A 25,638-nucleotide genomic window follows, 5' to 3' on the forward strand; every position below is an offset into this window, starting at 1 on the left:
AAGCTTCCGTAAGTTTAGGGCAAGAGTACTTTATACCTTGCGTATTAAGACTAAAAAAGTCCTAATCACGAAATAGTGATTAGAACTGATTTAATAAATTTACCAACAACAGTTGTCAAAGAGCCCTTTAAGTGAACGCTGACTGCAGCTATTTAACTAACACAGCATCACAACATGAATCAAACAAAAGCCGCTTATCGGATTTGAACCGATGACCTCTTCCTTACCATGGAAGTGCTCTACCTTCTGAGCTACAGCGGCAACTCATATTATACTACATAGAAGGTTGGATACGAAGCTAGTGAAGCAAAGTCCATAAAGTGCGACAAAAGAAATTTAAGATACTACAACAGGGAGAATGTTTTCTTAATTCGGAAAATTCAAAAAAATTCAATAACGACAAATTAGGCTAAAAATATGCTAGTAATAATTAGGGCTGAGTAGTATACTAATATAGTTGGCAATTTATAAAACGACATCGGGAAGTAGCTCAGCTTGGTAGAGCACCTGGTTTGGGACCAGGGGGTCGCAGGTTCGAATCCTGTCTTCCCGATAGCAAATCTGATGTCTTGTATTACAAGTACAAATACGATATGCTGCAGTAACGAAATAGATTATGCCGGAGTGGCGGAACTGGCAGACGCGCTGGACTCAAAATCCAGTGTCCGTTGAGGACGTGTGGGTTCGAACCCCACCTCCGGTATTAACATGAGTAAAATACATACTCTACAGCGTAAAAATTAAAACAACCTGATGATCAAATCATCAGGTTGTTTTTTCGTTTTCCCCGTTTAATTTGAGAGATAAAGCTGATAATAGCCAACTGCGGCCAAAGCCTGAGCAGTATTTACTTTTCCGGCTTTGATCCATTTCAGAACTTGAGTTAAATCAACCAGTTGAGTAGAAACGAATTCATCGCTATCGAAATGAGTAGAAGTTCGTTTTGACGGATCAAAGCGAAGCAAGATAAGTGCTGCTGTTTGATCCATAAAACCTTCAGAAGAAGTGACAGTAGTCATTACTTTAACCGACTGGGCTAGATAGCCAGTTTCTTCTTGAAATTCACGTTTAGCTGCCTCTTCAGGAGATTCCCCCGGATTAATAATACCAGCGGGCAGGGAAACTGATTCAGCATTAATTCCCACTCGATATTCACTAGTCATCACAACTTGTTGATCATCTGTTAGCGCCAAGATAGTGATAGTTGGTGCAGTGTGGATAAGGTCTCTTTCGACGGAAAGGCCATCTGGAGTATCAATCTCACATTGTTCGACTGAAAAAACGGGTCCTTGATATTGTTTTGTGTGGTTCTTAATGTTGCCAACTTGATGCCAATTCCTAAACATGTACAAGATTTCACTTCCAGTTAGTGTTATATTTTATTTAGTGTTGGTCATGCAGCACTATTTTACTACAAGGGGTGGTCAGTGTGAATTTTATAGGGACATTATGTTTCCTGCTAGTTTTGACAACCTTTGCTGGACACTTCTCAAATCGAATGGGAATTCCGTCCGTTATCGGTCAAATCTTAGTAGGAATTGTGGTGGGACCGGCAATCCTTAATTGGGTGCAGCCAAATCAGTTGTTGAACCTCTTCTCAGATATTGGTGTGATTATGCTGATGTTTATTGGTGGCCTGGAAAGTAATCTCACCTTGCTGAGGCGTTTTTTTAAACCAGCTATTATTGTCGCACTCTGCGGTGTCATTATGCCAGTGGTGTTTATGGGAAGCGCAGCAGTTGCCTTTCATTTTTCTGTTTTTGAAGCAACATACATAGGTGTTATTTTTAGTGCAACATCGGTTTCCATATCAGTAGCGGTATTACGAGATTATCACGCTTTGGATACTTCAGAAGGGGCAACCATCCTTGGCGCAGCCGTAGCAGACGATATCGTAGGTGTGATTCTATTATCGGTGATGATCAGTTTAATGGGAACTCAGGGTTTGAAGACTAGTGGGCAGCATACTAGCATCGCCCTTATTTTACTTGAGCAAGTCGCTTTTTTCGGCGGTACTTATTTAGTGGTGCGCTGGATTGCGCCTTATCTGATGGGAATCAGCGAAAAATTGCTTATGAATTCCAGTGTGACGATCATGTCTATGGTGATTTGCTTGGGCATGGCTTGGGTGGCAGATGCCGTTGGCTTGAGCGGGGCAGTTGGGGCTTTTTTTGCGGGAATTGCGGTTGCACACACGCCTTACCGGGAAGTCATCGAAGCCCATATGGAACCAATTGGCTACGCCGCGTTTATCCCGCTGTTTTTTGTCGGTATTGGTTTGAGTATGTCGTTTCGCTACTTAGGACAGTCGTTGGGCTTAATTGTCGTTATGACTATTTTGGCTTGCTTGACCAAGTTATTGGGCTGTGGTTTAGGCGCGCGGTTAACCGGTTTTAGTTGGCATAGTAGTTACGTCATCGGCTCAGGCATGATTTCTCGTGGTGAAATGGGTATGATTACGGTGCAAATCGGGCTGCAATCAGGTCTATTATCTAATGCGACTTATTCAAAAATGGTACTAGTAATTATTTTAGCTACCATGGTGGCGCCATTTATGCTTAAACAGGCTTTGAAGCCGAACAAGAAAGCGTTAGCACCTGTTAATAAATAGAGGGTAAGCTAAAACACCGTCATAATCTCGCGAGAAGCGACTGATTATGACGGTGTTTTTTTGATGTTTACTAGTTAAAATTAATTGGTAAATTCATGCTCAATTTGCAGGACCGTTTTTGGCAATTTATCAGAAGCAATCAACGGTGAAACGGGGCCAATACTCATCAAAATTAATTGGTGCATTGCTCGCGTTGCAATGGTGTACAGAGTGCCAGTAAACCGTTCATCAGGGAAGTTAGTCGCGGAAACGTTCCAAGCGATTACCGCATCAAATTCCAAACCCTTAGCCAGATAAATCGGCATTACCAGCGTTCCTTTCGGTAAGGATAAATCGGCGTCTGTCATTAACGTGACATCGTTAGTTTCATGATGTAATTTTTGATAAACAGCATGGGCCTGCTCCAAATTTTTAGTTAAAATTGCCACAGTACCGTTGTCGGCACGCAGACTGGTGACTTCATTCTCTAACGCATCGTAGCAACTTTCAGCATCATAGCGAATCACCAAACGTGGCAAACTTCCAGGTCGGGTGAATGCTTCAATCTGATCGCCATCTGGTAAAAGGGCCTTCGCAAACGTCGTGATCGGCAATGTTGACCGGTAAGAACGGTTTAATTTTAACAGCCGTGGTCGGTGAACGTTAAAGGCATCACGTAGGCTGGCTAATAATGCTTCAGGTGTTTGAACAGCTTTGAACAGGGCCTGTTCTGCATCACCTAAGAAAGTCATGTGCGCCTTAGGAAACGCGTGATGTAAATACTGTAGTTGGGCAATAGAATAATCCTGCATTTCATCCACAAACAAGTGCTGCATAGCATGGTTTTGCCCACCACCAGTGAGGATGTCACGAATATAAAGTAATGGTGCAGCATCTACCAACTCACATTTATGAAATTCGATATCATGTAAGAAGTTATGCTTGCTAGCTGCCATGGTATCATCTGACACATTATCTGGTGTGGCAACAGTATCCATGAAGTCAGCGTATTGACTGTAAATGTCTAAGAAGTAGTTATTGTAGATGGCATCATAGACCTTCCGTAAACGTCGAGTCACGATTTTGCGAGCAATATAATTGGTTTCGGCATCGACTTCTTGAAAGTCATGAAGTCGTTTCGAACCCAATAAATTATGGTATTCTTCGTCGGAAAGCTGATCGATTTTTTCAGCCACCCAGTCTGACTTAGCTTCTTGGTTGATTCGGCGCTTCAGTTGTTTGATCAGGATGTTTTTAGTCCTTAAAAAGCGTTCTGCCGGCTGCAAGTGCGGTAAGTCCTGATAGATCTTTTCAATTTCAGTTTTGTTGAAGAAAATCCGGCCATCAAAATAAATGTGATTAAATTTAAAATGAGTTGGTGCCAGGTTTTGACAATAGTCCGCGATTTGATGCATATAGTGTGAAGAGGACTTGTAGTCCACTAGAGCTTGCTGCTCATTAGTTAGCTCAAGGTCCTTTTCGTAGCGGTCAAATAAAGATTCTACGTTTAATCCCTGAAGCCGCTGAGTGAGAAAGTCGGCTAAAGTGACCTGTCGCATATTCCGCTCACCTAAACTAGGTAACACATCGGAAATGTAGTGGCTAAATAACTTGTTGGGTGAGAATAATACGATTTGGTCAGCCTGCAGCTCCTGGCGACTATGATATAACAGGAAAGCAATCCGCTGTAAGATAGCAGAAGTCTTACCTGAGCCTGCAACTCCTTGAACCACCAGCAAATCAGAACGAGTATCACGGATGATATCGTTTTGTTCACGCTGAATCGTGGCCACGATGTTTTGCATGGTTTCATCGTTTTGCTGTCCCAAAACGTGTTGCAACATTTCGTCACCAACGGTTTCGTTAGTGTCGAACATGGATTCAATTTTACCGTTTTGAATTAAAAACTGGCGCTTCTTGGTCAGCTTAGTAAGCTGTTTACCCGCGGGAGTGTCATAGGTGACATCGCCTAAAGTCCCGTTGTAATAAATAGCCGAAATGGGTGCTCGCCAGTCGTAAACTAAAAAGTTAGCGTCGTCATCAGTAAATGAAGCTGTCCCAATATAGAGTTTTTCCTGTTCGGTTTCGTCAGGATCCTGAATATCGATCCGACCGAAGTAGGGTGACTTCTCCAAATCTTTATAGACGTTTAACTGGCTAGAAATGATTTGTTCGTTTTCAATCAGTCGGGAAGCTAAGGCCCGTTGTTGCTGCAGTTCGGCAGAAGTTTCAATTCGGTCATCGACTTCCACGTAGTTAACCGAAGTGTTGGCACTGTAGTTTTCCTGCACCAACTTCATTTCGGCATGAGCCTTACTGTACTCCAGTGAGACTGACTTAATTTTTGCGGTAATTTGATTGATCACCGAATCGACACGCTGCTGTTCAATTTTTTGTTCCTGTGATTCCAAAAAACCGCCTCTTTCGTTTAATGTGCTTGAACCATTCTAGTGTGATTAGGTGGTTGTGTCAATTAGAAAAACTCAGGCCAAACCAACTTTGACAAGGACTGGTAAAATGCTTAAAATAGATACCATTATATAGATAGAATTCGTCAGTGCGTTTAGATCATGTTGACAGAGAGACCACGATTGCTGAAAGTGGCCAGAATGATCATTTTGGAGCTGATACGTGAATTTTAGGGTGCCTCCTTATCGGTGAGAGTGGTGACTTTACGTCACAAATTTAGGTGGTACCGCGGTTGACGTCCTATTGCATACGCAATTAGGGCGTCTTTTTTATTAAGTGTTATTGCACCAAAAAATAGGTACATAAATTGAAAGGGAGATTGAAAATGAGCAATAAAAAAATTATTTTAACTGGTGACAGACCAACAGGTAAACTTCACATTGGCCATTATGTAGGTTCCTTACAAAATCGGGTCAAATTACAAAATTCTGGCGACTACGAATCCTACATTATGATTGCTGACCAACAGGCGCTGACTGATAACGCCCGTGATCCAGAAAAAATCCGTAACAGTTTAATTCAGGTTGCTCTGGATTATTTAGCTGTGGGTATCGATCCCAAGAAATCAACTATTTTAGTGCAATCACAAATTCCTGCTTTAAGTGAACTAACGATGCACTACCTTAACTTAGTGACTGTTTCACGTTTGGAACGTAATCCTACGGTAAAAACCGAAATCAAGCAAAAGCAGTTCGGCCAAAGTGTACCTGCCGGCTTCTTCATTTATCCCGTTAGCCAAGCAGCCGATATTACTGCTTTCAAAGCTACTACGGTACCAGTAGGCGAAGATCAAGAACCAATGTTGGAACAGACCCGTGAAATTGTTCGTAGCTTCAATAGTATTTACGGTGAAGTTCTGGTTGAACCAGAAGGCTACTTCCCACCAGAAGGCGAAGGTCGGATTCCTGGCTTGGATGGAAACGCTAAGATGAGTAAGTCGCTGAACAACGCGATTTATTTGTCAGATGATGCTGACACCGTTCAAAAGAAAGTCATGTCCATGTATACTGATCCTACTCACGTGCACGTTGAAGACCCAGGCCACGTTGAAGGCAACACGGTGTTCACTTATCTCGATATTTTCGACGATGATAAGCAAAAAGTCGCAGATCTGAAGGCACAATATCAACACGGTGGTCTTGGAGATGTTAAAATTAAGCGGTATTTAAACGATGTTTTACAAGCTGTGTTGGACCCAATTCGAGCTCGTCGTGCACAGTATGAACAGGATATTCCTGGTGTTTACCAGATTTTGAAAGACGGTAGCGAAAAAGCAAATCAAGTTGCTAATCAGACCCTAAAAGAAGTCGTAGAGAAAATGGGTCTTAACTACTTCGGTTAAAAAACTTAAGCTGATAACGAGAAGGGGATGTCGGTGATGGATAATTTGGTGATCGTTGATTTGGGTTCTAATTCAGTCCGGATGACGATTAATGAAATTCGGCCGGATCAAACCTTCCGAGAGGTTGCGCGCTATAAGGAAGATTCTCGTATATCTGAAGGCATGGGTGACGAAAAAGAACTTCAAGATACGGCTATTCGACGGACGTTGGATGCTTTGCGCAAATTCAAAACGATTTACAAAGACCTGCCTAATTTAACGGTTAAGGCCATTACAACAGCGGCTGTTCGTCAAGCAAGCAACCAGGCTGAGTTTCTTGAGCGTGTTGAACGCGAAATCGGGCTCAAACTAGACATTTTATCCGGTGATGATGAGGCCTATTATGACTATCTGGGCGTTAAACATCGGCTCCGAGTCGAAGATGCCTTGATGCTAGACGTTGGCGGTGCCAGTCTAGAAATGGTGAATATTACTTCCGGTAAAGAAAGTAATCTAATCAGCATTCCCTTTGGTGCAGTCAACCTTTCAGAGCAGTTTAATCTCGACGATAAGGTTGATGCAGCGGACTTCTTTAGCGCATCCATTTTCCTAAGAAAACGACTGCGAGACATTTGGTGGCTGCATGAAGCACAAACGAAGCCTTTGATTCTATTAGGTGGGGCTAACCGGTCACTGGCACGGATGAGTAGACGGCAACAACAGATCTTGCACGTGGAGCAGATTCACGGCTATCAGCTGACGACCTCAGAGGTTTTTCGGTTATTTAGCATGTTATTAAGTAAAGATAAGGCACAGCGACAGCAGATTTCTGGCCTTGAACCAGACCGGGCCGATATTATTATTGGTGGCATCATGCCATTAGTACTGTTGCTGCAAATGTTAGATTCAGACCGGGTGATTTTTTCGGAAAGTGGTGTGCGCGAGGGCATTATTCACGCATATCTCAATCACGACTATAGTTAATGATAGTAAGGGATAGGTGAACATGGAAGCGACGTTTTCACAGTTTTACAAGCGGACACCGGAACAGCGATTAGCTATTTTAGCTGAAACGCTGGGGCTGTCTGAAGCGGAGCAACAAATCCTTAAGCATCGGGCAACGCAGGGAGATGCACCGTTACTGATTGAAAATTATTTGACGACGTATCAATTACCTGAGGGCGTAGCAGTCAATCTTCGTGTCAATGATCATGAGTACGTTGTCCCAATGGTCACGGAAGAACCTAGCGTCATCGCAGCGGCTAGTAATGGTGCCAAGCAGTTGGCAAAAGCCGGTGGTATCACAGCCACTGTGCATTCTCGGCTGTTAACGGGACAAGTGGTCCTTAGTGATGTAAAAGTTTACGCTTCTATTGATGATTGGATTGCTTTACACCAAAATGAATTACTAGAAGTAGCAAAACAGGCCCATCCATCCATCGTTAAGCGTGGCGGTGGGCCGAAGTCGATTCGGACTCGCGACCTCGGCGAAGGGTTTGTTTCCATTGATTTAGTGGTGGATGTTAAGGCCGCTATGGGTGCTAATATGATGAATACGATGCTGGAAGCCATTGCGGGGGTCGTGCAAAATAAATTGCACCACACTACTTTGTTTAGTATTCTCTCCAATGCTGGTGATCAGAGTTTAACAACGGCTACAGTATCAGTACCAGTCTCGCAATTGGCTGATCAGGCGGATAAGGCTCAGCAAGTTGGCAAGCGTATTGCCCAAGCGAGTCGTATCGCGCGACTAGACCCAATGCGTGCTGTCACCCATAATAAAGGGATCATGAACGGTGTCGATGCAGTAGTTGTCGCAATGGGCAATGATTGGCGAGCTATCGAAAGTGCCGCTCATGCTTATGCGGTAACGGATGGACAGTATCGAGGTTTGAGTCAATGGCAGCTTGAAGACGACCAGTTGACAGGCACGCTGACATTGCCATTACCTATTGGTATTGTTGGTGGTGCCACTAAGGTATTACCGTTAGTAGCGATTAACCAAAAGATGGCAAAGATTAATTCACCGGAAGACTTGATGAAGCTGATTGCCGCAGTAGGGCTTGCACAAAACTTCGCTGCGCTTAAGGCTCTGGTTACTAACGGTATTCAGCAAGGCCATATGAAAATGCAAATGCGTTCTTTGGCCATGTCCGTTGGCGCCACACCGTCAGAAGTGTCAGTATTAACGAAACAGTTAAGCAATACTGATGATCCTAATGAAGCTCAGGCGAGACAATTATTGAGTCAAATTAGAAATAACAAGGAGACGTAGATATCATGCAAAACGTTGAGATCAATTCAGAGACGCAATCACTATTAGATGCGGTCAATAAAATTTTTCCCGGAAAAGTAGAATTACAGTTCATCGGCAAATTGCAAAATGGTTATGTTCGTCATGATCAGGCACAGGCCGTTCAGGACAAGAATAATATTATGGTTCAGATCAGCGACCTTTCCGCACCAGACTACACGGCATCCCATGAGCTTTTACACCTATTGATGACGCTACGTGGGTTTCCACAAATTTTCTTTGCCATTTCCACTGGTGAAGAACAGCTAGATCAGCAGTTAATGATGCTGGGGACTGAACTCTATGATACGGTGAGTCACATCGTGGTGGTCAGCGAACAGCGTAAGCACGGCTTGATTACTGATGAAATCGAGCAGATGTACCTCAAGGGAATTCATGCCACTATCAAGCCAGAACCAACCCCAGTCGATGATAAAATGACGTTGCGGTTACTGACTTTGACCGATGCGCTGGTCTTTTATGGTGATGAAAATAAGGCGGTTAATGATCAACTGGAAAAGGACTATCCAATCTCGTTTGCAGCTGCTAAGAAGCTGTATGCACTGATTACTGAAAAACCAGTGGATTCACCATTTACCTTGCGTCGTAACGTGGTTAAGTTATTTAAGGCTTTTGATGAGCAGTTGAAAGACTGGGGATTACCACCAATCAATATGACCGAGTTTGCTACTATTTCAAACGTGGTTTCTAAGCGTCAATTACGGTTGGAAGTTCGCCAAATGTTTGAGCTATATCATTCTGATATGGTTGATATTAAGAGCAAGCGCCGGGCGTACGTTGGCATTAACCGGGCGGATGGTCAGAACTCCTTTGTTATTTCCGCACCAACTAAAGCTAACGATAATCCCGAGTATTATAAAGCCATTTATTCACTGTCAGTTGAGGAACTATTTAAGAAACTAGAAATGCCGTATATTTTACGTTAGAAATTTTGGTGATTGGAGGCCTTGATAATGGATGAAACGATTCAGCGGGCGTTTGAACAATCCAAGCACATCGTTTTCTTGACGGGTGCGGGCGTTTCAACGCCCTCTGGTATACCAGATTATCGTTCAAATAATGGGCTGTATACCCATCATAAAAACGCCGAGTATTATCTCAGTCACACCTGTTTAACTCAAGAGCCGGATGTGTTTTACGACTATGTAAAGACTAATTTGTATAAACCGGATGCTAAGCCCAACGTGATTCACGAAAAACAGGCAGCGTTGACGCAACAGGATCGTGCAACCATTGTGACCCAAAACATCGATAACTTGTATCGTAAAGCCGGCGCTAAGCACCTGGTGGAATTTCACGGTAACCTTTACCGGGTGTACTGCCAGAAGTGTCACCAAGAAGTGGATTGGCACGATTATCTTAAGAGCCCAGTTCATGAAGGCTGCGGCGGTCAGTTACGGCCAGACGTTGTGCTGTATGAGGAAGGCTTAAACGAAGCTAATATTTCTAATGCAGTGAACGCGATGGCAAACGCTGATTTGATTGTCATCACGGGGACTTCCATGAGGGTTTATCCCTTTGCTGGGTTGTTAGATTACCGCAATCCCATGGCACCTGTTATTGTGATTAACAATGAACCACTGTCATTTTCGTTTAATTTTGAAATGGTTCAAGAAGATGCCGCTAAGTTCTTTGAACAGCTCAAGGTATGAGCACAACCATTAACAATTCGACCGGTTCGCCGGTCATACATATGTTTAGTAGGGGGATTCAACAATGAGTAAATCGCGATTGGAAGCATTCACGGATGGTGTCATGGCCATCATCGTTACGATTTTGGTACTGGAAATCCCGGAACCGGATGGCACGACTTTTAGTGCATTATGGCCGCTGCGGTATAAGTTGATTCTTTATCTGCTAAGCTTTCTGACGGTCACCGTTTATTGGAATAATCATCATCACCTGTTTCAAATTACGGAGATGGTCAGCGGGGCAGTATTATGGGCTAACAATCTCTTCTTACTGACCATCAGTGTGTTGCCGATTGCTACTGATTGGGCTGGCAGTCATACGGGATATTCAGCGCCTGAAGCGACCATGGGAATCGTCTTTTTAGCGGTTAATATCAGTTTTTACGTTTTAGTTAAGGCCCTATTAGCCGCGCATGAACCCGATTCAGTGTTTACGAAATTCTTTGGTAAGGGACAGCGCAAGTCCTGGTATTCAATGCTGGTTGTTCTGATTGGCATTGGCTTAGCGTTTGTCTGGCCACCGGCTTCTGCAATTCTCTGTTTTGGTTCGTTGGTTCCGTGGATCGTGCCGGATCACCGCGTTGATCGGTATTTAAAAAAGAAGAGTAAACAGCAGTTAGTTAAAAAATGAGTGAGGTGCTTTTGATGATTACAATTGGTTTAACGACTTGGAAAGAGCACCCGGCTTTAATTCAAAATGTGCAACGGGATGTGACGCTGCCGGAATACGCGGCAGTTTTGCCAGTCGTTGAGTTAGACACACCGTTTTATGGGATTCCAAGGGCCAGTACGGTTGCTAACTGGCAAAAAGAAGTCCCAGAAAAGTTTCAGTTTATCTTGAAAGCAAATAAGCTCATGACCAAGCATGATTATGGCAAGGAGGAGGCCAGCGATGAGGAGCGTCAGCAGGCCTTTACCGAGTACCGCAGAATGGTTCGGCCACTGGTTAGCGCACATCAATTAAAAACCGTGTTATTCCAGTTCCCACCCTTTTTTCAGCGAACAACTGAGAATTTACAGTGGTTATTCGAAATTCGTGATCAGATGGCTGATTTACCAATCGCAGTGGAGTTTCGTGATCCCAGTTGGTATGATCCCGCTTTAACCGATGACTTAATGCGTTATTTAGCAGGTCTTAATATGACTCACGTGATCGTGGACGAGCCGCATCGTTTAAACGATGGTGTGCCATTCGTTGCTAAAGTAGCCGATGATCGGTTAGCTTTAATGCGGTTGCACGGACGCAACGAACAGGGCTGGTTCAATCGGGGTAAGGATTGGCGCGGTGTCCGAACGCTTTATAAATATAGTGACGAGGAACTAGCCGCCTTTGCAGCAACGGTTTCTGAATTAAGTACGCAAGTCCGTGAAGTTTGCGTTATTTTCAATAATAATTCGGGGCGTGACGCTGCACCTAACGCGCTTGCGTTAAGGGATTTGCTGCATTTATCATGGCAAGGGCTAGGGCCTCAGCAAATGAGTTTGTTTTGAGTTCTGTGTAAAATGATGAGACTCTGGCCCGAAAACTAGCAGTTGATGACTGAGAGTTATTTCTCCAACGGGTCAGATATGCTATAATGTTGGAGACTTTCTAGAAATAAAAATGTATTGATTACAAAAATAAATTGACTGAAAGGGGCCTGTTTTTAAACATGACAGAAACCAAACCTACGTATTACATAACAACACCAATCTACTACCCATCTGGGAAGTTACACATTGGTAACTCATATACCACGATTGCTTGTGACGCTTTAGCGCGTTATAAGCGAGAAACCGGCTACGATGTCTTTTTCTTGACTGGAACCGATGAACATGGTTTGAAGATCGAGGAAAAAGCTGAGCAACTTGGTACGGATCCTAAAAGCTACGTTGATGAAATGGCTGCTGGTATCAAGAAACTCTGGAAAACACTGGAAATTTCAAACGATAAATTTATTCGGACAACGGATGACTATCATGAAAAAGCCGTTCAAAAAATGTTCCAGCAATTACAAGACCAAGGTGACATCTACTTGGGCGAATATGAAGGCTGGTATTCAGTTGACGATGAAGAATACTTCACTGAAACGCAACTGGCTGAAGTCTATCGTGATGACAATGGTAAGGTCATTGGCGGTAAAGCTCCTAGTGGGCACGAAGTTGAACTGGTTAAGGAAGAGTCTTACTTCTTTAAGATGGGTAAGTATGCTGACTGGCTGTTAAATTATTACAAAGAACATCCAGAATTTATCCAACCGGCAAACCGGATGAACGAAATGATCAATAACTTCATCAAGCCTGGTTTGGAAGACCTCGCTGTATCACGGACCACCTTTAATTGGGGGATCCCGGTTAAGTCCAATCCTAAGCACGTTGTGTACGTTTGGCTTGATGCGTTGACCAACTATATTACGGCACTTGGTTACGATGGTAAAGATGACAGTCTATTCAAGAAGTTCTGGCCTGCTAATGTTCAGATGGTCGGCAAAGAAATTGTGCGTTTTCACACCATTTACTGGCCAATTATGCTTCATGCGCTGGGTCTGCCATTACCTAAGACTGTTTTTGGCCATAACTGGTTACTGATGAAGGACGGTAAGATGTCTAAGTCTAAGGGTAACGTTATTTACCCAGAGACCTTGGTTGACCGTTACGGGTTGGATTCTGTCCGTTATTACTTGATTCGGGCTATGCCTTACGGTAACGATGGTACGTTCACTCCTGAAGATTTTGTTGACCGTTTAAACTATGATTTGGCCAACGATTTAGGAAATTTGTTGAACCGGACTGTGGCCATGATCAACAAGTACGAAGATGGTGTCATTCCAGCCTTTGAGTCAGGTGTCACTGATTTTGATGCTTCCTTGGAAGAAACGGCTGAAACGACGATGGCTAACTACCACAAACTGATGGATGACTTACATCTTTCAGATGCACTGGCAGAAGTTTGGAAGTTAATTGCTCGCACCAACAAGTACATTGACGAGACTGAACCGTGGATTTTGGCTAAAAACGATGATGATGACAGTAAGCGCAAATTGGCTGCCGTTATGGCGCATTTGGCTGCGAGTCTACGAATCATCGCTTACTTCTTGAGTCCAGTGATGACTCATGCACCAAAACAAATTTTGTCGCAGTTAGGTTTGGAGTTTGACGACAACGTTAACTTGAAAGAATTGACGATGGACAGTTTACCTAAGAACAGCAAGGTTGTTGAAAAAGGGACACCGATCTTCCCTCGGCGTGATGCTGATGAAGAAGTTGCCTTTATTGCTGCTCAGATGACTAAGTCGGATAAGAAAAAGGGCCGGGCTGCTATGGAAGCCGCTAAAGAAGCTGCTAACTCAGGCGTTTGGAACCCAGAAAATACCGAATTGAAATCAAACAAGAAGGAAGTTCGTTTCGATGCCTTCGAAAAAATCGAATTGAAAGTTGCCGAAATTATTGACGTTCAAAAAGTTCAAGGTGCTGATAAGCTCTTACAATTCCGTTTGGATGCCGGTGACTCAGATGATCGTCAGATTCTTTCTGGTATCGCAGAATATTATCCAGAACCAAAGGATCTATTAGGCAAAAAAGTGATTATTGTGGCTAACTTGAAACCTCGGAAGATGCGTGGTCAAGTCAGTCAGGGGATGCTTTTGTCTTCTGAAGATGCTAATGGGAAGGTTCAGCTCGTTACGGTACCTGAAAGTATTGCTAACGGGTCAACAGTCGAATAGTAACTAAACTTTCGCAAGTGGCGGAAGGCGAAATCCGAATTTTCAGTCATTGAATATTCGGATTTTTGCTTCAATGTAGGAGAAATATTGTTATGAAAATTTTTGATTCACATACCCATTTGAACAGCGAAGAATTTATCGATGATGTTCCGCGTTATCTGGCACGGGCAGCAGATTTAGACGTTGTGAAAATGACCATCGTGGGTTCAAATACCGAACTGAACAGACAGGCGGTTCGGCTGGCTCACGAGTATCCCCAGTTGCACGCAGCTGTTGGCTGGCACCCGGAGGACTCAAAATTCTACGATGCTGATAAGGAAAAAGTTTTAGAGCAGCAGTTAGAAGAGGACCGGGTCGTTGCTCTTGGGGAAATTGGACTGGATTATCACTGGGATTCTTCACCGCAGGATGTGCAACGAAAAGTATTTAAACGGCAAATTGAAATCGCCAAGGACCATGGTATGCCAATCGTGGTGCATAACCGGGACGCTTTTGAGGATACCTATAACATCATTAAATCAGTGGGTATTAAGGATACTGGTGGTGTTATGCACAGTTTTAATGGTGATCCAGAATGGTTGAAGAAGTTTCTTGATCTGGGTATGATGATTTCGTATTCGGGAGTGGCCAGCTTTAAGAATGCTCACGAAGTTCATGATTCTGTTCGGGCGACCCCCCTTGACCGGATGATGGTTGAGACGGATGCACCGTACCTGACACCTGAACCGCACCGGGGCGAGCAGAACGAACCAGGCTTTACTCGTTATACCGTAGAAGCTATAGCTAAGGAACGCCAGACCACACCAGAAGAAATAGCCGCAGCAACCTGGCAGAACGCACACCGATTTTTTAAGATTAAGGAGTCCTAGATTGAAAACCATTAAAGAAGTCATCGTGGTTGAAGGTAAAGACGATACTAAGCAAATTGCGAAGGCAGTTAAAGCAGATACGATTGAAACCCGTGGCTCTGCTGTACCAGAAGAAACCCTTGATTTGATTGAGGAAGTGGCAAAAAAGCGCGGTATTATCATTTTCACTGATCCTGATTTTTCGGGTGAAAAAATTCGCAAAATCGTTTCGGAAGTGGTGCCTAACGCTAAGCACGCTTTCTTACCTAAAGCTGAGGGGGTGCCTACCAAAGCAGGCGGATCATTAGGCGTGGAACATGCTAGCGCCGAAGCAATACGCGAAGCCTTGGCCCACGTGTATACTGAGGGTGATTCAACAGTTGAACAGATCAGTCAGGCAGATTTGATCAAGGCTCGATTAGTCGGGGTCCCTGAAGCCAAAGCCCGTCGTGAAGCTCTAGGTGAGTTATTGCGAATCGGTTATGTGAACGGTAAGCAGCTCAAAAAGCGGCTTTTGATGTTCCAAATTAGTTCAGAGACATTCTGGCATGCGATTGAACAGATCGACCAAGAGGAGAGTGAACGCCAATGAGTACACCATTAATTGCAAGTCCGGCACGAACACAGGCGATTATTAACCGATATGGTTTAAACGTAAAGAAGAGTCTCGGCCAAAACTTTTTGACTGACATTAATATTTTGGAGCACATTGTCCAGGCAGCTGAACTGTCAGAGAAGGATAATGTGATTGAAATTGGTCCTGGTATTGGTGGTCTAACAGAGTTTTTAGCTCAAAACAGCCATCATGTATTAGCTTTTGAAATTGATGATCAGCTAGTGCCAATCTTGGGAGAAACACTATCCCAGTACGATAATATTACGATTCTTAACCAAGATATTTTGAAAGCCAATTTGCCCCAGTTGATCAAGGAAAATTTTGATCCTGATCGACCGTTAAAACTGGTAGCTAATTTGCCATACTACATTACCACGCCGATTTTGATGAACGTGTTACAAAGTGGCATTCAATTTGAGTCAATCACGGTCATGATGCAAAAGGAAGTGGCGGATCGGCTAGTTGCTGTTCCAGGCACGAAGGCTTACGGTTCACTTTCAATTGCGGTCCAGTATCAAACGGATGCTCAAGTGGCATTTACCGTTCCACGGACAGCGTTTATTCCGCAACCGAACGTGGATTCAGCCATTGTCACTATGAAGAAGCGGGTACCTTTCGATCCAGCTCCTTTTGACGACAAAGTATTTGCAAAGTTTGTTAAGGGCAGTTTCATGCATCGCCGGAAGAGTTTTTGGAATAATCTTTGTGCAATTTTTGGGAAGGATCAGGATGTTAAAGACCGTATCACGAACGTCTTGAATAAGGTCAGAATTTCACCACAAATTAGAGCAGAGAAACTAACCATTGAACAGTTTATTGAACTCACAAACGCGTTGCACGAAGAGGGTTTGTTATAAAAACTTTTCGGTACGCTGATGAGTTAACCGCAACAGACGCTTTTTCGATAAGCGGGACACGTGTCTGCTAAATCCTATCATGAAAGGATTTTAATCTGTTTTTTCATGACAAAATACTTGTTGTAAATAAGCGGTTGTGGTATAATTTGACTTTTCTGTGAAACCATGATAAAATGTTTCACACAAGGGGTGAGGTCATGCCAACAAGTTTAGCAACTATTAAGGACCGGCTGTCAACACACATTGGCCAGGAACTTATGGTAGTCGCCCAGGCAGGGCGTAAAAAAACAACGGAACGACACGGAATTCTTAAAGAGACATATCCTGCTGTTTTCGTTGTGGATCTGGACCAAGATGAAAATTCATTCGAACGTGTTTCTTACAGTTATACAGATATTCTGACTCAGAATATTCAGATTAACTTTGGCGATGGCGATGAGGATGACAATCAATAAAAATGGGCCTTTGAGGCCTTTTTTTATTGGCTAAAATTAAGGGATAGTGTGACACAACTCGGTCGATTCCGGCGCAGGTTTAGACTAGATTAAAGTATTGAACAAAAGCAAACTTTAAATTGTCTTTAAATCAAGAAGCCAAATGAAATTTTTATCAATATAGACTTATGTCACATTTTTTTTTGCTAATTAAGGCACTGAAATTGTAACTGACAGTGGCGAACCCACCGTTATGTGGTAATATACAAATGTGTACTCCTATTTGAGTAATTTTATATGATGGTTAGATATGACTATGAATTGTCAGAGTACATAAAGATATCCTAAGAGGGGGAATTAGGTTCTGTGAGAAACGTGGCACTATTAAGGCACTTTTTTCGGAGATATTGTTAGATTTGTGGGATAAGTCATGGTATGCAATGAAACTTAGTTTAGTGTGATTGTTAATATCAAGAGGGGGAAATTATTATGGGAAAAGGTACAAAAATTGGTGCGATCACTACTGCTGCAGCGATGGCTGGAATTATAGGGGTTTCAGTGAATGCAGAAGCTAAAGAACCAGAATCGACATCAACAAATGTGACAAGTTCTTCAACATCAACTTCGTCATTGCTTGATAGTCAAGTTAATCAAGCACAAAAACAAGTCAGTGATGCACAGACCAATGTTGATTCAGCACAGACTGAAGTTAACCAAGCGACGACTGATAGCAACAATGTAAGCGCTTCCCAAAAAGCCGCTAAGGATGCGCTTGATACAGCCAATGCTGATTTAACTGCTACAAAGCAGGAACAGGCCGCTGCTGCTAATTTGGAAGCACAAGCAACTCCCAAGGCTATTAGTGATGCTAAAAATGACGTATCCACTGCTCAGCAGAAGGTAAAAGATGATCAAACTGCAGTGGGCAATGCGCAGACGAAGCAACAGGATGCTCAAAATAATGTGCAAACCGCTGCTACTGTTATGAGTAAGGCTGACCAAACTGTTGCCAATCAACAAAAGGTAGTTGACGGTAGTACCCAGGCGGTTACAGATGCCCAGAAAGCATTAGATGGCACTGGTTCGGCTGAATTAAGTAAGAATAAAGCAGACGCTCAAAATGCAGTTAATACTGATAAGCAAACGATTACGGATGATCAGAAAAAGGTTGATGACGCCACAGCTGTAAAAAATCAGGCTGATGCAGATCTTGCGACTGCAGATCAGGCTAAAAAAGATGCTGATAAATCGGTCAGTGATTCAAATGCGGCGGTTCAAACTGCCAAAACTGCTGCAGATCAGGCGCAATCAGCAGTTAATGCAACGCAACAGCAAATTGATGCTTTAAAACAAGCAGCTGGAGTAGATAATTCGTTGCCTACATTAACGAAGGAATACGGACAGTTGGTTGATTTTATTGGTTTAGCTAACCCCACTGGTGAAGAAAAAGCGCAAATCCCAGCTAAAGTTCAACAATTGAAGGCTGTTGTTGCCCAAATATGGCAGGACTATAAAGACTATCAACCAACTAGTGAAGATGTTGCACAAATAATTCCGGATATTACTAATATGACGACAGAACAGCAAACGGAATTAAGTACGTTTGTAGCTGGATTATTGAATCCACTAAGAGCGGATATTGGTCATACACCTCTAACGGTTTCAAAAGGGTCACAAAAACTTGCTAATGATGTGGCTGCAAGATATGATGCAGATGACTGGAACGTAGCGCAATCGTTTCATGATAATGTTGGTGTTAATGATGTTTCAATTGAAAATGGTTTGCAACCATATGCTAAACAAGCGACTGACGGGTCTTTAGTACGAAATGATGGCTATCAAATGTATGAAAGCGCGGAGTCAGCAGATTCAGATCTGGCTAAAGGTACGATTGCAAGTACGCAAGGTATTTCAATGGCGACGTTAAAGGACAAAGTTTATAGTACTGTTCAACAAATGTTGTTTGACGATGCAGATTCAGGTTGGGGACACGCTGTGGCGCTTCTTGGCTCGTGGTATCCAAAGGACAAGGCAAATTATTTCGGTATTTCGTTTGATACACTTGGTCAACAACATTTGCTAGTAGTTCCCGACAATGGTTTTGATATTGCAGATTCTTCCAAGTTTGATACTCAGGATACCTATCCAATTCCAGAAAGCAAGCCCTCGGATGCACAGGCTAAGCTAGCCACGCTAAACACACTTCAAAGTCAACAGTCGGATACCTTAAATGATGCTAAAACGGTGTTAACACAAAAACAATCCGCTTTAACAGCCGCTAAACAAGCACAAACTACCGCTACTGATGCCCTCACCAAAGCTAAGACTGCAGCTGATAAAGCAACTGCCAATCTGAGTTCCGCAACAGACGCACTAAACACAGCCAAGAGTAAATTAACGACTGACCAAAAAGCTCTAGATAAAGCAACTGCCGACTTGGCCAATCTAAGCGCTGATGCTCAGACAAAACAGGCAGCCTTAGACGCTGCCAATGCTCAGTTAACTGCTGATAAAGCAAAATTGGCAACGTTAACTACTGCGGCACAGCAAGCTAAAGCTAATTCCGATACTGCTCAAAATGCTTTGACCACCGCTCAGCAAAATTTGAATACAGCTAAGAAGCAGTTGACTGATGATAGTAACAAGGTCAATGAACTACAGCAAAAAGTGACTGATTTGCAAAATGCAGGGACCCAGTTAGCTGATGCTAATCAAGCGGTTAAAGCAGCTCAAGATGACGTGAATACAGCACAGGTTGCCTATGATAAAGTAAAAGGACAAGCAACAACAGCCGCTGATCAATTAAAGGTGGCTCAGGCTAAACTGGATGCTGCAAAGCAGAGTTTGGTTACGGCAAATCAGAATTTAGCTAAGTGGGAAAAGAGTGCAATTCTTTGGCCACAAGTTGTTCAGGCTTTTAAAGAGGCACCGGCAAAAGTTGCAGCGAGAAATACGGTTCAGACGCAAGTCCAGATTCAACCCGAGGAAAATGGTTCAGCTAGTTCAACGAGTAACAACTCATCAGTATTACCAAGTCAGGAAGGTTCAAATTCTTTGGCGAGTCCATCGCAAAAGGCGACACCTACTCAACAGCCTAATAGTAATGGGACGACTCAGAATACTGAAGTGAAACCAGCAGCAGTTAGCCAAACTAATAGCCATTCACAGGGTGCGCAATCTTCAGTTAAAGCGCCACAGGATTTACTTTTCGATAAGAATGGACAAGTTTCAGGGACAACTGTACAAGCAAACAAGGTGTCGAAAGCTACCGATGTGAGTGCCAATAGTTTACCGCAAACATCTGAAGTAAATGAGGGCAACTTACTAGCTTTAATTGGATTAAGTTTGATGACGCTCTTCAGTAAATTTATTTTAAGGAAAAAGAATCGGATTTAATATATTATCCAAGTTAATCTTTAGCACAGTCAGCGATTTGACTGTGCTTTTTTGGAGAACAGTATTGACCTTATCGTGGTTTAAGAGGGATTATATTATCATTAATTACGCTATGAAATTTGTGATATTATATAAATGTATACGACTTTCGAGCAGTTTATTCAACTGGTGCGATAGTGATAAAACAATTGATTGGTTGTGAAAAAGGACAGTGTAAAAATAATTCTGGGGGGAATTTTCAATGAAGCATTTAGGTTTGATGACAAGTGCCATTGCTGGGGCAGTGGCGCTGTTGGGATTTGCTGGTACCGCAAACGCGGCGTCATATACGCAAAAGAGTAACGCAATTACACAGTATTCTTCGGGTAGTCTAAGGACAGTTGACAATAAGGCAACGGGGTTTGTAAAAGCTGGTGCTTACGCTTTCGCTAAAAATCCCGGTGGCAGTAATACAATCGCTAGTGTTGGCGGCAACCAAAAATGGACGTTGAAAACTGAATTTCAGCTGGCAGACACGCATAATGCTAAGGGCAGTGCGAAGTATGACATGACTAATCCGCAATCTGCTGCTTATGATGGCGGTCACTATCTCTACGTGGTCTATCAACCGCACTACACAAAAGGTATGACGAATAAGGGGTTTGTTGCCCGCTATGATATGAATAAACTTAAAGGCATGTCATTAGCTAAGCAGCAGGCTTTGATGGATAATAAGTCGGGCAGCTCAGCCGTGAAAGTTGGCGGTATTTTTACCACTGGTCATGGTCAATCATTAGCTTACGACAAGAAACATAAGTCACTTTATATGTGGCGTGATACGTCAATGAGTGCCACTCGTACGTCAACGTTGCAACGAATCAGCACATCTTCGTTAACGCCTAATAAAGCCATTACGTTCCATATGTCGAGTCATGGCGCCAATGTTCCTGGCGGGCACGATTTAACTTTTGATCACAGCGGTAACGCTTATTACTGGACGGTTTCAGGTTCGAAAGTAAAAGTCTATAAGGGCACGATTGGTTCCAAGACGGTTCATTTCCGTCTGACTAAACAATTGTTTGCTCATCGTCCTGGTACCCACGAACAAGCCATGGGATACAACGGTCATAATGGTCGCCTTTACCTAGTTGCTGATGATTCCATTACTAGTTTTCCAGCTAAAAAGCTCAACGGTAATGGCTCACTAAAAGCCAGTGATTTTAAGTACACCAAATTCAACTCACACCGTGAATTTGAGTCATTGATCTTTGATAACAGTGGTCACGGAATGTTAATGTCCAACCGTACGCCTGAAATTTTACGGAGTACAACTGCTTATTAAAAGGGAAGGTTAATAGTGGGGAACACCATGAAAAAATTTTTGACGATTGTGGTTGGTGTAGCAACACAGGCAACTGCAAGTGCTAAAATTTTTCATGATAAATGGGAAAACACATATGTTAAAGTTACGAAGAGTAAAGAGAAAGCAATGCTTATGTTTATACAAACGGTAATGTAAAATTTGCTAAACCGTATTTCGGTGAATAGCAGTTAAAATCGCTCATGGGTCTCATCAGAAAATTTTCTGGTGGGACTTTTTTGAGCTGATCTAGTTTATGTGGGGTTAATGCACCTCTTCCACACTCTGTTCATTTCGAGTATAATGTCTCTAATAACAAAACTTAAGGGAGCAGTAGTTTTATAAGGAAACGATTCTGACTGAAGTGTAGGTGATCAAAATTTGATAGTAGTGGAAAAGGCAGCGGCCAAAGTTAACCTTGGCCTTGATACACCGTTTCGCCACGCTGATGGACAGCCCGAGTGGGACATGGTGATGACCTCCATCGACCTTGCAGACTACGTTGAAGTTCGCTCAACCGGTGCAAGGCAGATCGTTGTGTCTTCTAACTCCGGTTTTTTGCCTAATGATCAGCGCAACCTTGCGTTTCAAGCAGCATCTTTGCTTCAGCGGACGTTTAAAGTTAAGCATGGTGCTCATATTAAGATTCAAAAAAATATTCCAGTAGCGGCGGGCCTTGGTGGCGGTTCTTCTGATGCAGCTGCCGTTTTACGGGCGTTAAATCAACTTTGGGACCTTAATTTACCAATTGCTGAATTAGCTAAATTAAGTCTGAAAGTTGATTCGGATGTCCCTTACTGTGTGTACAGCAAGACCGCTCATGTCACCGGGCTTGGTGAACAGGTCGAAGTCTTACAGCCAGCGCTAAAACCGGTTTGGATTGTTTTAGCGAAACCCAATGTGAGCGTTTCAACGCCTAGCATTCTGCGGCAAATTGATTATGACGTGCTGGCACATCCCAATATTGACGGGGTACTGGCCGCCATTGCAGCTGGTGATCACCAGCAATTAGTAGCTAATATGGGCAACGCGTTAGAACCTATTTCTGTTCGTCGTTATCCGGAAATTCAGCAGATCAAAGAACGGATGAAGGGGTATGGTGCGCAGACCGCGGTGATGAGTGGCACGGGGCCAACTGTATTTTCAGTTTTTAATAAAGAGTCTCGTGCTCAGCGCGTGTTTAACAGCATTCGCGGTTTCTGTCCGGAAGCATATCTTGTACGCTCACTATAAGGAGTGATGGTATTTTGTCTAAATGGCTTAAAATTTCTGCCGCAACGATTGCGACTGGCTTAACAGCAGCTGTAGCCGTTAGTGTCGCAGCTTATCATGGTATGACCCACATCAGTGACTCGGAAAAAGAAAAGGGGCATCACAAAGCAGTGGCGGAAAATACGGCTACCGATAATGTCTGGTATCTCAAACAGCCAATTCAAGAATGGCGGCAGGCCACGCCGGATGGGCTAACGTTACGTGCTAGTTACATTCCAGCTGCGCAAAAAAGTCAGCGGGTCGTTATTCTAGCGCATGGTATCAATCACGCTCGAGAACAGATGATTCCGTATGCACGCCTGTTTCATGATCATGGATTCAATGTTTTGATGCCGGATGCACGGGCACAGGGTGAAAGTGACGGTCACCGAATCGGTTTTGGCTGGCCGGACAGAAAGGACTATCTGGGCTGGGTTAATAAAGTTATCGATGAGTTAGGTGCTGACGTTAAAATTGTGCTCATGGGATTCAGCATGGGCGCTGCAACGGTTCTAGCTGCTGCCGGAGAACACTTACCGCAGAACGTAAAGGCTGTGGTGGCTGATTCAGGCTTTGCTTCAATCTATCAGATGGCCAAAACGACGCTTCGGCGTGATTATCATTTGCCAGCTAACATCATTGTGCCAATTGCTGATTGGCTGTCACGCTGGCGCACTGGTTCGAGATTGAGTCAAGAACGGGTGGATGAACAGCTTAAGCGGGCGATGGTGCCAGTACTGATTATTCATGGTGAAGATGATCAAGTGGTACCCGTGAAGCATGCAAAAGTTTTGTATGATGCCATTCGGGGCCCTAAACAGTCATACATTGTGCCTCACGCCAAGCATATTCAGGCCTATGCACATGATCCAGAGCGTTATCAGCAAGTGCTAGCTGACTTTTTGGCGCAATATCTCTAAAAGAGATTGACTTCTTTATAGAAACCTTTACAATAAAATAGTAATCATTACTGTTTGCAGTAAATAAAAAAGCACCTAGGTGCTTTTTTTAATTGAGGAGTTTTTATGACTGAATCTATACTACAACTAAAACAACTATCCTTTGCTTTCCCTGATAAGCAGGTACTGAAGAATTTGAACTACGATTTGAAACGTGGTGATTTTTTGAGTATCGTCGGTGAAAACGGGGTGGGGAAGACCACACTCATGCGCTTGATTTTACAGGAGTTAAAACCAACCAGCGGGACTTTAGACTTTTTGCCTAATCGTCAAGCTGTACCGGTTGGTTATGTACCGCAATTTCGTAATATTGATGCGGAGTATCCCCTTAGTATTCAAGATTTCGTGGGCTTGAATTTTGCTAAAATTGGTGTGCCATGGTTAACGGCAAAAGAGCGGCAAAGAGTGACCGAAATATTAACTGAAACAAAACTATTCAACATTCGTCGCAGGCCTTTGGGTCAAGCATCGGGTGGCGAAAAACAGAAAGCGTATTTGGCTCAGGCTCTCCTTGACCGGCCAAGCCTGCTGATTCTTGATGAATCGACTGCCAGTCTGGACCCGGTGGCTAAAACTGAATTACTTGATCTTGTAAAACAGATCAACAAAAATCAGCAACTGACCGTGATTTTTGTGACTCACGATATTCCATTGGCGCGCCGTTACGCGGATCATTACTTATTTTTGAGTCCAGGCCAATATGAAGCTGGTAATATTTCGGATTTGACCAATGAGAAAGTAGGCGAGATGAATAATGCTTAGTTATCCCTTTATGCAAAACGCCTACATGGCTGGCACACTGATCGCCATTATCTCTGGTATCATGGGTGTCTTTGTGATTGCCCGTAACATGTCATTTTTAACTCATACTTTATCTGAAATTGGTTTTGCTGGTGCGGCTTTTGGTATTTTTATGGGCTGGCAGCCATTAAATGGTATGCTGCTGTTTACGACCATTAGCTCCATTGGCGTCGGTGAACTGGGTGCTAAATCGTCAAGACGTGAAAATTCGATCACGGCGATTTCGGCCTTAGCCATTGGATTAGGAATCCTCTTCCTTTCACTGGCTGACAGCAACGCTAGTTATGCTACCGGTATTTTATTTGGAAGTGTGATTGGAATCAGTCGTGCTAACGTGGTTCAGATGGTGATCTTATCTGTTTCGGTGCTAGTTGTCGTTATGGTGATTTATCGCTACCTAAAATTTGACTCCTTTGATCCGATTGGCGCCCAAGTAAAAGGGCTATGGACCCGAACTTTATCGGTTATCTTTTTGGTGCTATTGGCGTTTTCCGTCAGTGTTGCAGCCCAAATTGTTGGTTCATTATTGATTTTTATTCTGCTGACTTTACCAGCGGCGGCAGCCAAGTATTTTGCTCATACAGTGGGCATGATGATCAGCGTCGCTGTAGCGTTCTCGTTGATCGGTGTTTGGTTGGGGCTTTACCTCAGTTATGTCACTAATTGGCCGGTGAGTTTCTTTATTGCAGTCATTGAAGTGATTTTTTATTTCAGTGCACTGGTTTATCAGCGAATGCGAGCATGAGAAAGCTGCGACATAATTCGGTAGATTCCAGAATATAACACCAAACAACGCCATTCCGATGGGTTTTATCGGGATGGCGTTGTTTGGTGTTATATGGCCGGAATCTGAGTTGTGGAACAGGTTAAGGCTATATTCAAGTAATGAACTAAAGTAAATTTTAGGATGTGTGTGAGTCAAGAAATTAAATTAAATCCTTGTCGATATAGACTTTTGTCACAAGCCCATTATTTGTATTAACTGGCACAGTTCATTGCATACGAAAGCAGCTAAAGTATCCGTATATCTAGACGATTAAAAAACAGG

General features: G+C 43.2%; 22 protein-coding genes and 3 tRNA genes. 22 read left to right on the forward strand and 3 right to left on the reverse strand.

Going from position 1 to position 25,638, the window contains the following annotated elements; genetic code table 11:
- Positions 1–188: 188 nt before the first annotated feature.
- Positions 189–261: transfer RNA gene (locus tag CES82_RS09740), tRNA-Thr, on the reverse strand.
- Positions 262–479: 218 nt separating this feature from the next.
- On the opposite strand from CES82_RS09740, the gene CES82_RS09745 reads away from it, so the two are divergent.
- A tRNA-Pro gene (locus CES82_RS09745) sits at positions 480–553 on the forward strand.
- Positions 554–618: 65 nt separating this feature from the next.
- Positions 619–703: transfer RNA gene (locus tag CES82_RS09750), tRNA-Leu, on the forward strand.
- Between the two features lie 88 nt (positions 704–791).
- On the opposite strand, the gene CES82_RS09755 is transcribed toward CES82_RS09750, so the two are convergent.
- Positions 792–1,346, reverse strand: coding sequence for an NUDIX hydrolase (locus CES82_RS09755; RefSeq protein ID WP_098825947.1), 555 nt, complete (start codon positions 1,344–1,346; stop codon positions 792–794).
- Positions 1,347–1,429: 83 nt separating this feature from the next.
- Here CES82_RS09755 and CES82_RS09760 point away from each other — a divergent pair, with 83 nt between their 5' ends.
- The gene (locus CES82_RS09760; protein ID WP_098825831.1) at positions 1,430–2,611 is read left to right on the forward strand and encodes a cation:proton antiporter; all 1,182 of its coding nucleotides are present in this window, start codon (positions 1,430–1,432) and stop codon (positions 2,609–2,611) included.
- An 80-nt stretch (positions 2,612–2,691) separates the two neighbouring features.
- Here CES82_RS09760 and helD read toward each other — a convergent pair whose 3' ends face one another.
- The gene (helD, locus tag CES82_RS09765) at positions 2,692–5,001 is read right to left on the reverse strand and encodes an RNA polymerase recycling motor HelD (RefSeq protein WP_098825833.1); all 2,310 of its coding nucleotides are present in this window, start codon (positions 4,999–5,001) and stop codon (positions 2,692–2,694) included.
- Between the two features lie 383 nt (positions 5,002–5,384).
- Between helD and trpS the strand changes: the two genes are divergently transcribed.
- The 19 genes from trpS to CES82_RS09855 all read left to right on the forward strand — a co-directional run bounded on the left by trpS (position 5,385) and on the right by CES82_RS09855 (position 25,335).
- The gene (gene trpS / locus CES82_RS09770) at positions 5,385–6,401 is read left to right on the forward strand and encodes a tryptophan--tRNA ligase (RefSeq protein WP_098825835.1); all 1,017 of its coding nucleotides are present in this window, start codon (positions 5,385–5,387) and stop codon (positions 6,399–6,401) included.
- 36 nt (positions 6,402–6,437) lie between these two features.
- Complete coding sequence (locus CES82_RS09775; RefSeq protein WP_098825837.1) at positions 6,438–7,364, forward strand: Ppx/GppA family phosphatase; 927 nt, start codon at positions 6,438–6,440, stop codon at positions 7,362–7,364.
- A 22-nt stretch (positions 7,365–7,386) separates the two neighbouring features.
- Positions 7,387–8,655, forward strand: coding sequence for a hydroxymethylglutaryl-CoA reductase, degradative (locus tag CES82_RS09780; protein WP_098825838.1), 1,269 nt, complete (start codon positions 7,387–7,389; stop codon positions 8,653–8,655).
- A 5-nt stretch (positions 8,656–8,660) separates the two neighbouring features.
- The gene (locus tag CES82_RS09785; protein WP_098825840.1) at positions 8,661–9,620 is read left to right on the forward strand and encodes an IpaB/EvcA family protein; all 960 of its coding nucleotides are present in this window, start codon (positions 8,661–8,663) and stop codon (positions 9,618–9,620) included.
- Positions 9,621–9,647: 27 nt separating this feature from the next.
- Positions 9,648–10,346, forward strand: a complete 699-nt coding sequence (locus CES82_RS09790) for an NAD-dependent protein deacylase (protein WP_098825842.1) — start codon at positions 9,648–9,650, stop codon at positions 10,344–10,346.
- Positions 10,347–10,410: 64 nt separating this feature from the next.
- Positions 10,411–11,016 carry a TMEM175 family protein gene (locus CES82_RS09795; RefSeq protein ID WP_098825844.1) on the forward strand — a complete coding sequence of 202 codons (606 nt, stop codon included), beginning with the start codon at positions 10,411–10,413 and terminating at the stop codon, positions 11,014–11,016.
- A gap of 14 nt (positions 11,017–11,030) precedes the next feature.
- The gene (locus tag CES82_RS09800; RefSeq protein ID WP_098825846.1) at positions 11,031–11,876 is read left to right on the forward strand and encodes a DUF72 domain-containing protein; all 846 of its coding nucleotides are present in this window, start codon (positions 11,031–11,033) and stop codon (positions 11,874–11,876) included.
- Between the two features lie 161 nt (positions 11,877–12,037).
- Positions 12,038–14,089, forward strand: a complete 2,052-nt coding sequence (gene metG / locus CES82_RS09805) for a methionine--tRNA ligase (protein WP_098825847.1) — start codon at positions 12,038–12,040, stop codon at positions 14,087–14,089.
- A gap of 92 nt (positions 14,090–14,181) precedes the next feature.
- Complete coding sequence (locus tag CES82_RS09810; protein WP_098825849.1) at positions 14,182–14,958, forward strand: TatD family hydrolase; 777 nt, start codon at positions 14,182–14,184, stop codon at positions 14,956–14,958.
- Position 14,959: 1 nt separating this feature from the next.
- Positions 14,960–15,529: a ribonuclease M5 gene (rnmV, locus tag CES82_RS09815; RefSeq protein WP_098825851.1), complete on the forward strand. Its 570-nt coding sequence runs from the start codon at positions 14,960–14,962 to the stop codon at positions 15,527–15,529.
- Entirely contained in the window at positions 15,526–16,410 is an 885-nt protein-coding gene (gene rsmA, locus CES82_RS09820; protein WP_098825853.1) for a 16S rRNA (adenine(1518)-N(6)/adenine(1519)-N(6))-dimethyltransferase RsmA, read from the forward strand. The genes rnmV and rsmA overlap by 4 nt, the downstream gene beginning before the upstream one ends.
- A gap of 197 nt (positions 16,411–16,607) precedes the next feature.
- The gene (locus CES82_RS09825) at positions 16,608–16,865 is read left to right on the forward strand and encodes a Veg family protein (protein WP_098825855.1); all 258 of its coding nucleotides are present in this window, start codon (positions 16,608–16,610) and stop codon (positions 16,863–16,865) included.
- Between the two features lie 468 nt (positions 16,866–17,333).
- Positions 17,334–20,240: an SEC10/PgrA surface exclusion domain-containing protein gene (locus CES82_RS09830; protein ID WP_098825856.1), complete on the forward strand. Its 2,907-nt coding sequence runs from the start codon at positions 17,334–17,336 to the stop codon at positions 20,238–20,240.
- A 241-nt stretch (positions 20,241–20,481) separates the two neighbouring features.
- Entirely contained in the window at positions 20,482–21,561 is a 1,080-nt protein-coding gene (locus CES82_RS09835) for a hypothetical protein (RefSeq protein WP_098825858.1), read from the forward strand.
- Positions 21,562–21,588: 27 nt separating this feature from the next.
- Positions 21,589–21,738, forward strand: a complete 150-nt coding sequence (locus CES82_RS12510; protein WP_180245724.1) for a hypothetical protein — start codon at positions 21,589–21,591, stop codon at positions 21,736–21,738.
- A 222-nt stretch (positions 21,739–21,960) separates the two neighbouring features.
- Positions 21,961–22,812, forward strand: coding sequence for a 4-(cytidine 5'-diphospho)-2-C-methyl-D-erythritol kinase (ispE, locus tag CES82_RS09840; protein ID WP_098825860.1), 852 nt, complete (start codon positions 21,961–21,963; stop codon positions 22,810–22,812).
- A 14-nt stretch (positions 22,813–22,826) separates the two neighbouring features.
- Complete coding sequence (locus CES82_RS09845) at positions 22,827–23,750, forward strand: alpha/beta hydrolase (RefSeq protein WP_098825862.1); 924 nt, start codon at positions 22,827–22,829, stop codon at positions 23,748–23,750.
- A 105-nt stretch (positions 23,751–23,855) separates the two neighbouring features.
- A complete protein-coding gene (locus tag CES82_RS09850; protein ID WP_098825864.1) occupies positions 23,856–24,551 on the forward strand; it encodes a metal ABC transporter ATP-binding protein in 696 nt (231 codons plus the stop codon).
- Positions 24,544–25,335, forward strand: coding sequence for a metal ABC transporter permease (locus CES82_RS09855; RefSeq protein ID WP_098825866.1), 792 nt, complete (start codon positions 24,544–24,546; stop codon positions 25,333–25,335). Before CES82_RS09850 ends, CES82_RS09855 begins: the two co-directional genes overlap by 8 nt.
- Positions 25,336–25,638 lie beyond the last annotated feature (303 nt).

This window comes from Secundilactobacillus silagincola (assembly GCF_002583405.1).
Lineage (GTDB): Bacteria > Bacillota > Bacilli > Lactobacillales > Lactobacillaceae > Secundilactobacillus > Secundilactobacillus silagincola.

Excerpts from the sequence above, each read along its gene's own strand:
- CES82_RS09780 (WP_098825838.1), top strand. The coding sequence starts at position 7,387 with ATGGAAGCGACGTTTTCACAGTTTTACAAGCGGACACCGGAACAGCGA.
- CES82_RS09830 (WP_098825856.1), top strand. The coding sequence starts at position 17,334 with ATGGGAAAAGGTACAAAAATTGGTGCGATCACTACTGCTGCAGCGATG.
- CES82_RS09785 (WP_098825840.1), top strand. The coding sequence starts at position 8,661 with ATGCAAAACGTTGAGATCAATTCAGAGACGCAATCACTATTAGATGCG.
- CES82_RS09800 (WP_098825846.1), top strand. The coding sequence starts at position 11,031 with ATGATTACAATTGGTTTAACGACTTGGAAAGAGCACCCGGCTTTAATT.
- rsmA (WP_098825853.1), top strand. The coding sequence starts at position 15,526 with ATGAGTACACCATTAATTGCAAGTCCGGCACGAACACAGGCGATTATT.
- CES82_RS09810 (WP_098825849.1), top strand. The coding sequence starts at position 14,182 with ATGAAAATTTTTGATTCACATACCCATTTGAACAGCGAAGAATTTATC.
- CES82_RS09855 (WP_098825866.1), top strand. The coding sequence starts at position 24,544 with ATGCTTAGTTATCCCTTTATGCAAAACGCCTACATGGCTGGCACACTG.
- CES82_RS09790 (WP_098825842.1), top strand. The coding sequence starts at position 9,648 with ATGGATGAAACGATTCAGCGGGCGTTTGAACAATCCAAGCACATCGTT.
- CES82_RS09825 (WP_098825855.1), top strand. The coding sequence starts at position 16,608 with ATGCCAACAAGTTTAGCAACTATTAAGGACCGGCTGTCAACACACATT.
- CES82_RS09775 (WP_098825837.1), top strand. The coding sequence starts at position 6,438 with ATGGATAATTTGGTGATCGTTGATTTGGGTTCTAATTCAGTCCGGATG.
- CES82_RS12510 (WP_180245724.1), top strand. The coding sequence starts at position 21,589 with ATGAAAAAATTTTTGACGATTGTGGTTGGTGTAGCAACACAGGCAACT.
- metG (WP_098825847.1), top strand. The coding sequence starts at position 12,038 with ATGACAGAAACCAAACCTACGTATTACATAACAACACCAATCTACTAC.
- CES82_RS09850 (WP_098825864.1), top strand. The coding sequence starts at position 23,856 with ATGACTGAATCTATACTACAACTAAAACAACTATCCTTTGCTTTCCCT.
- CES82_RS09755 (WP_098825947.1), bottom strand. The coding sequence starts at position 1,346 with ATGTTTAGGAATTGGCATCAAGTTGGCAACATTAAGAACCACACAAAA.
- CES82_RS09835 (WP_098825858.1), top strand. The coding sequence starts at position 20,482 with ATGAAGCATTTAGGTTTGATGACAAGTGCCATTGCTGGGGCAGTGGCG.
- CES82_RS09795 (WP_098825844.1), top strand. The coding sequence starts at position 10,411 with ATGAGTAAATCGCGATTGGAAGCATTCACGGATGGTGTCATGGCCATC.
- trpS (WP_098825835.1), top strand. The coding sequence starts at position 5,385 with ATGAGCAATAAAAAAATTATTTTAACTGGTGACAGACCAACAGGTAAA.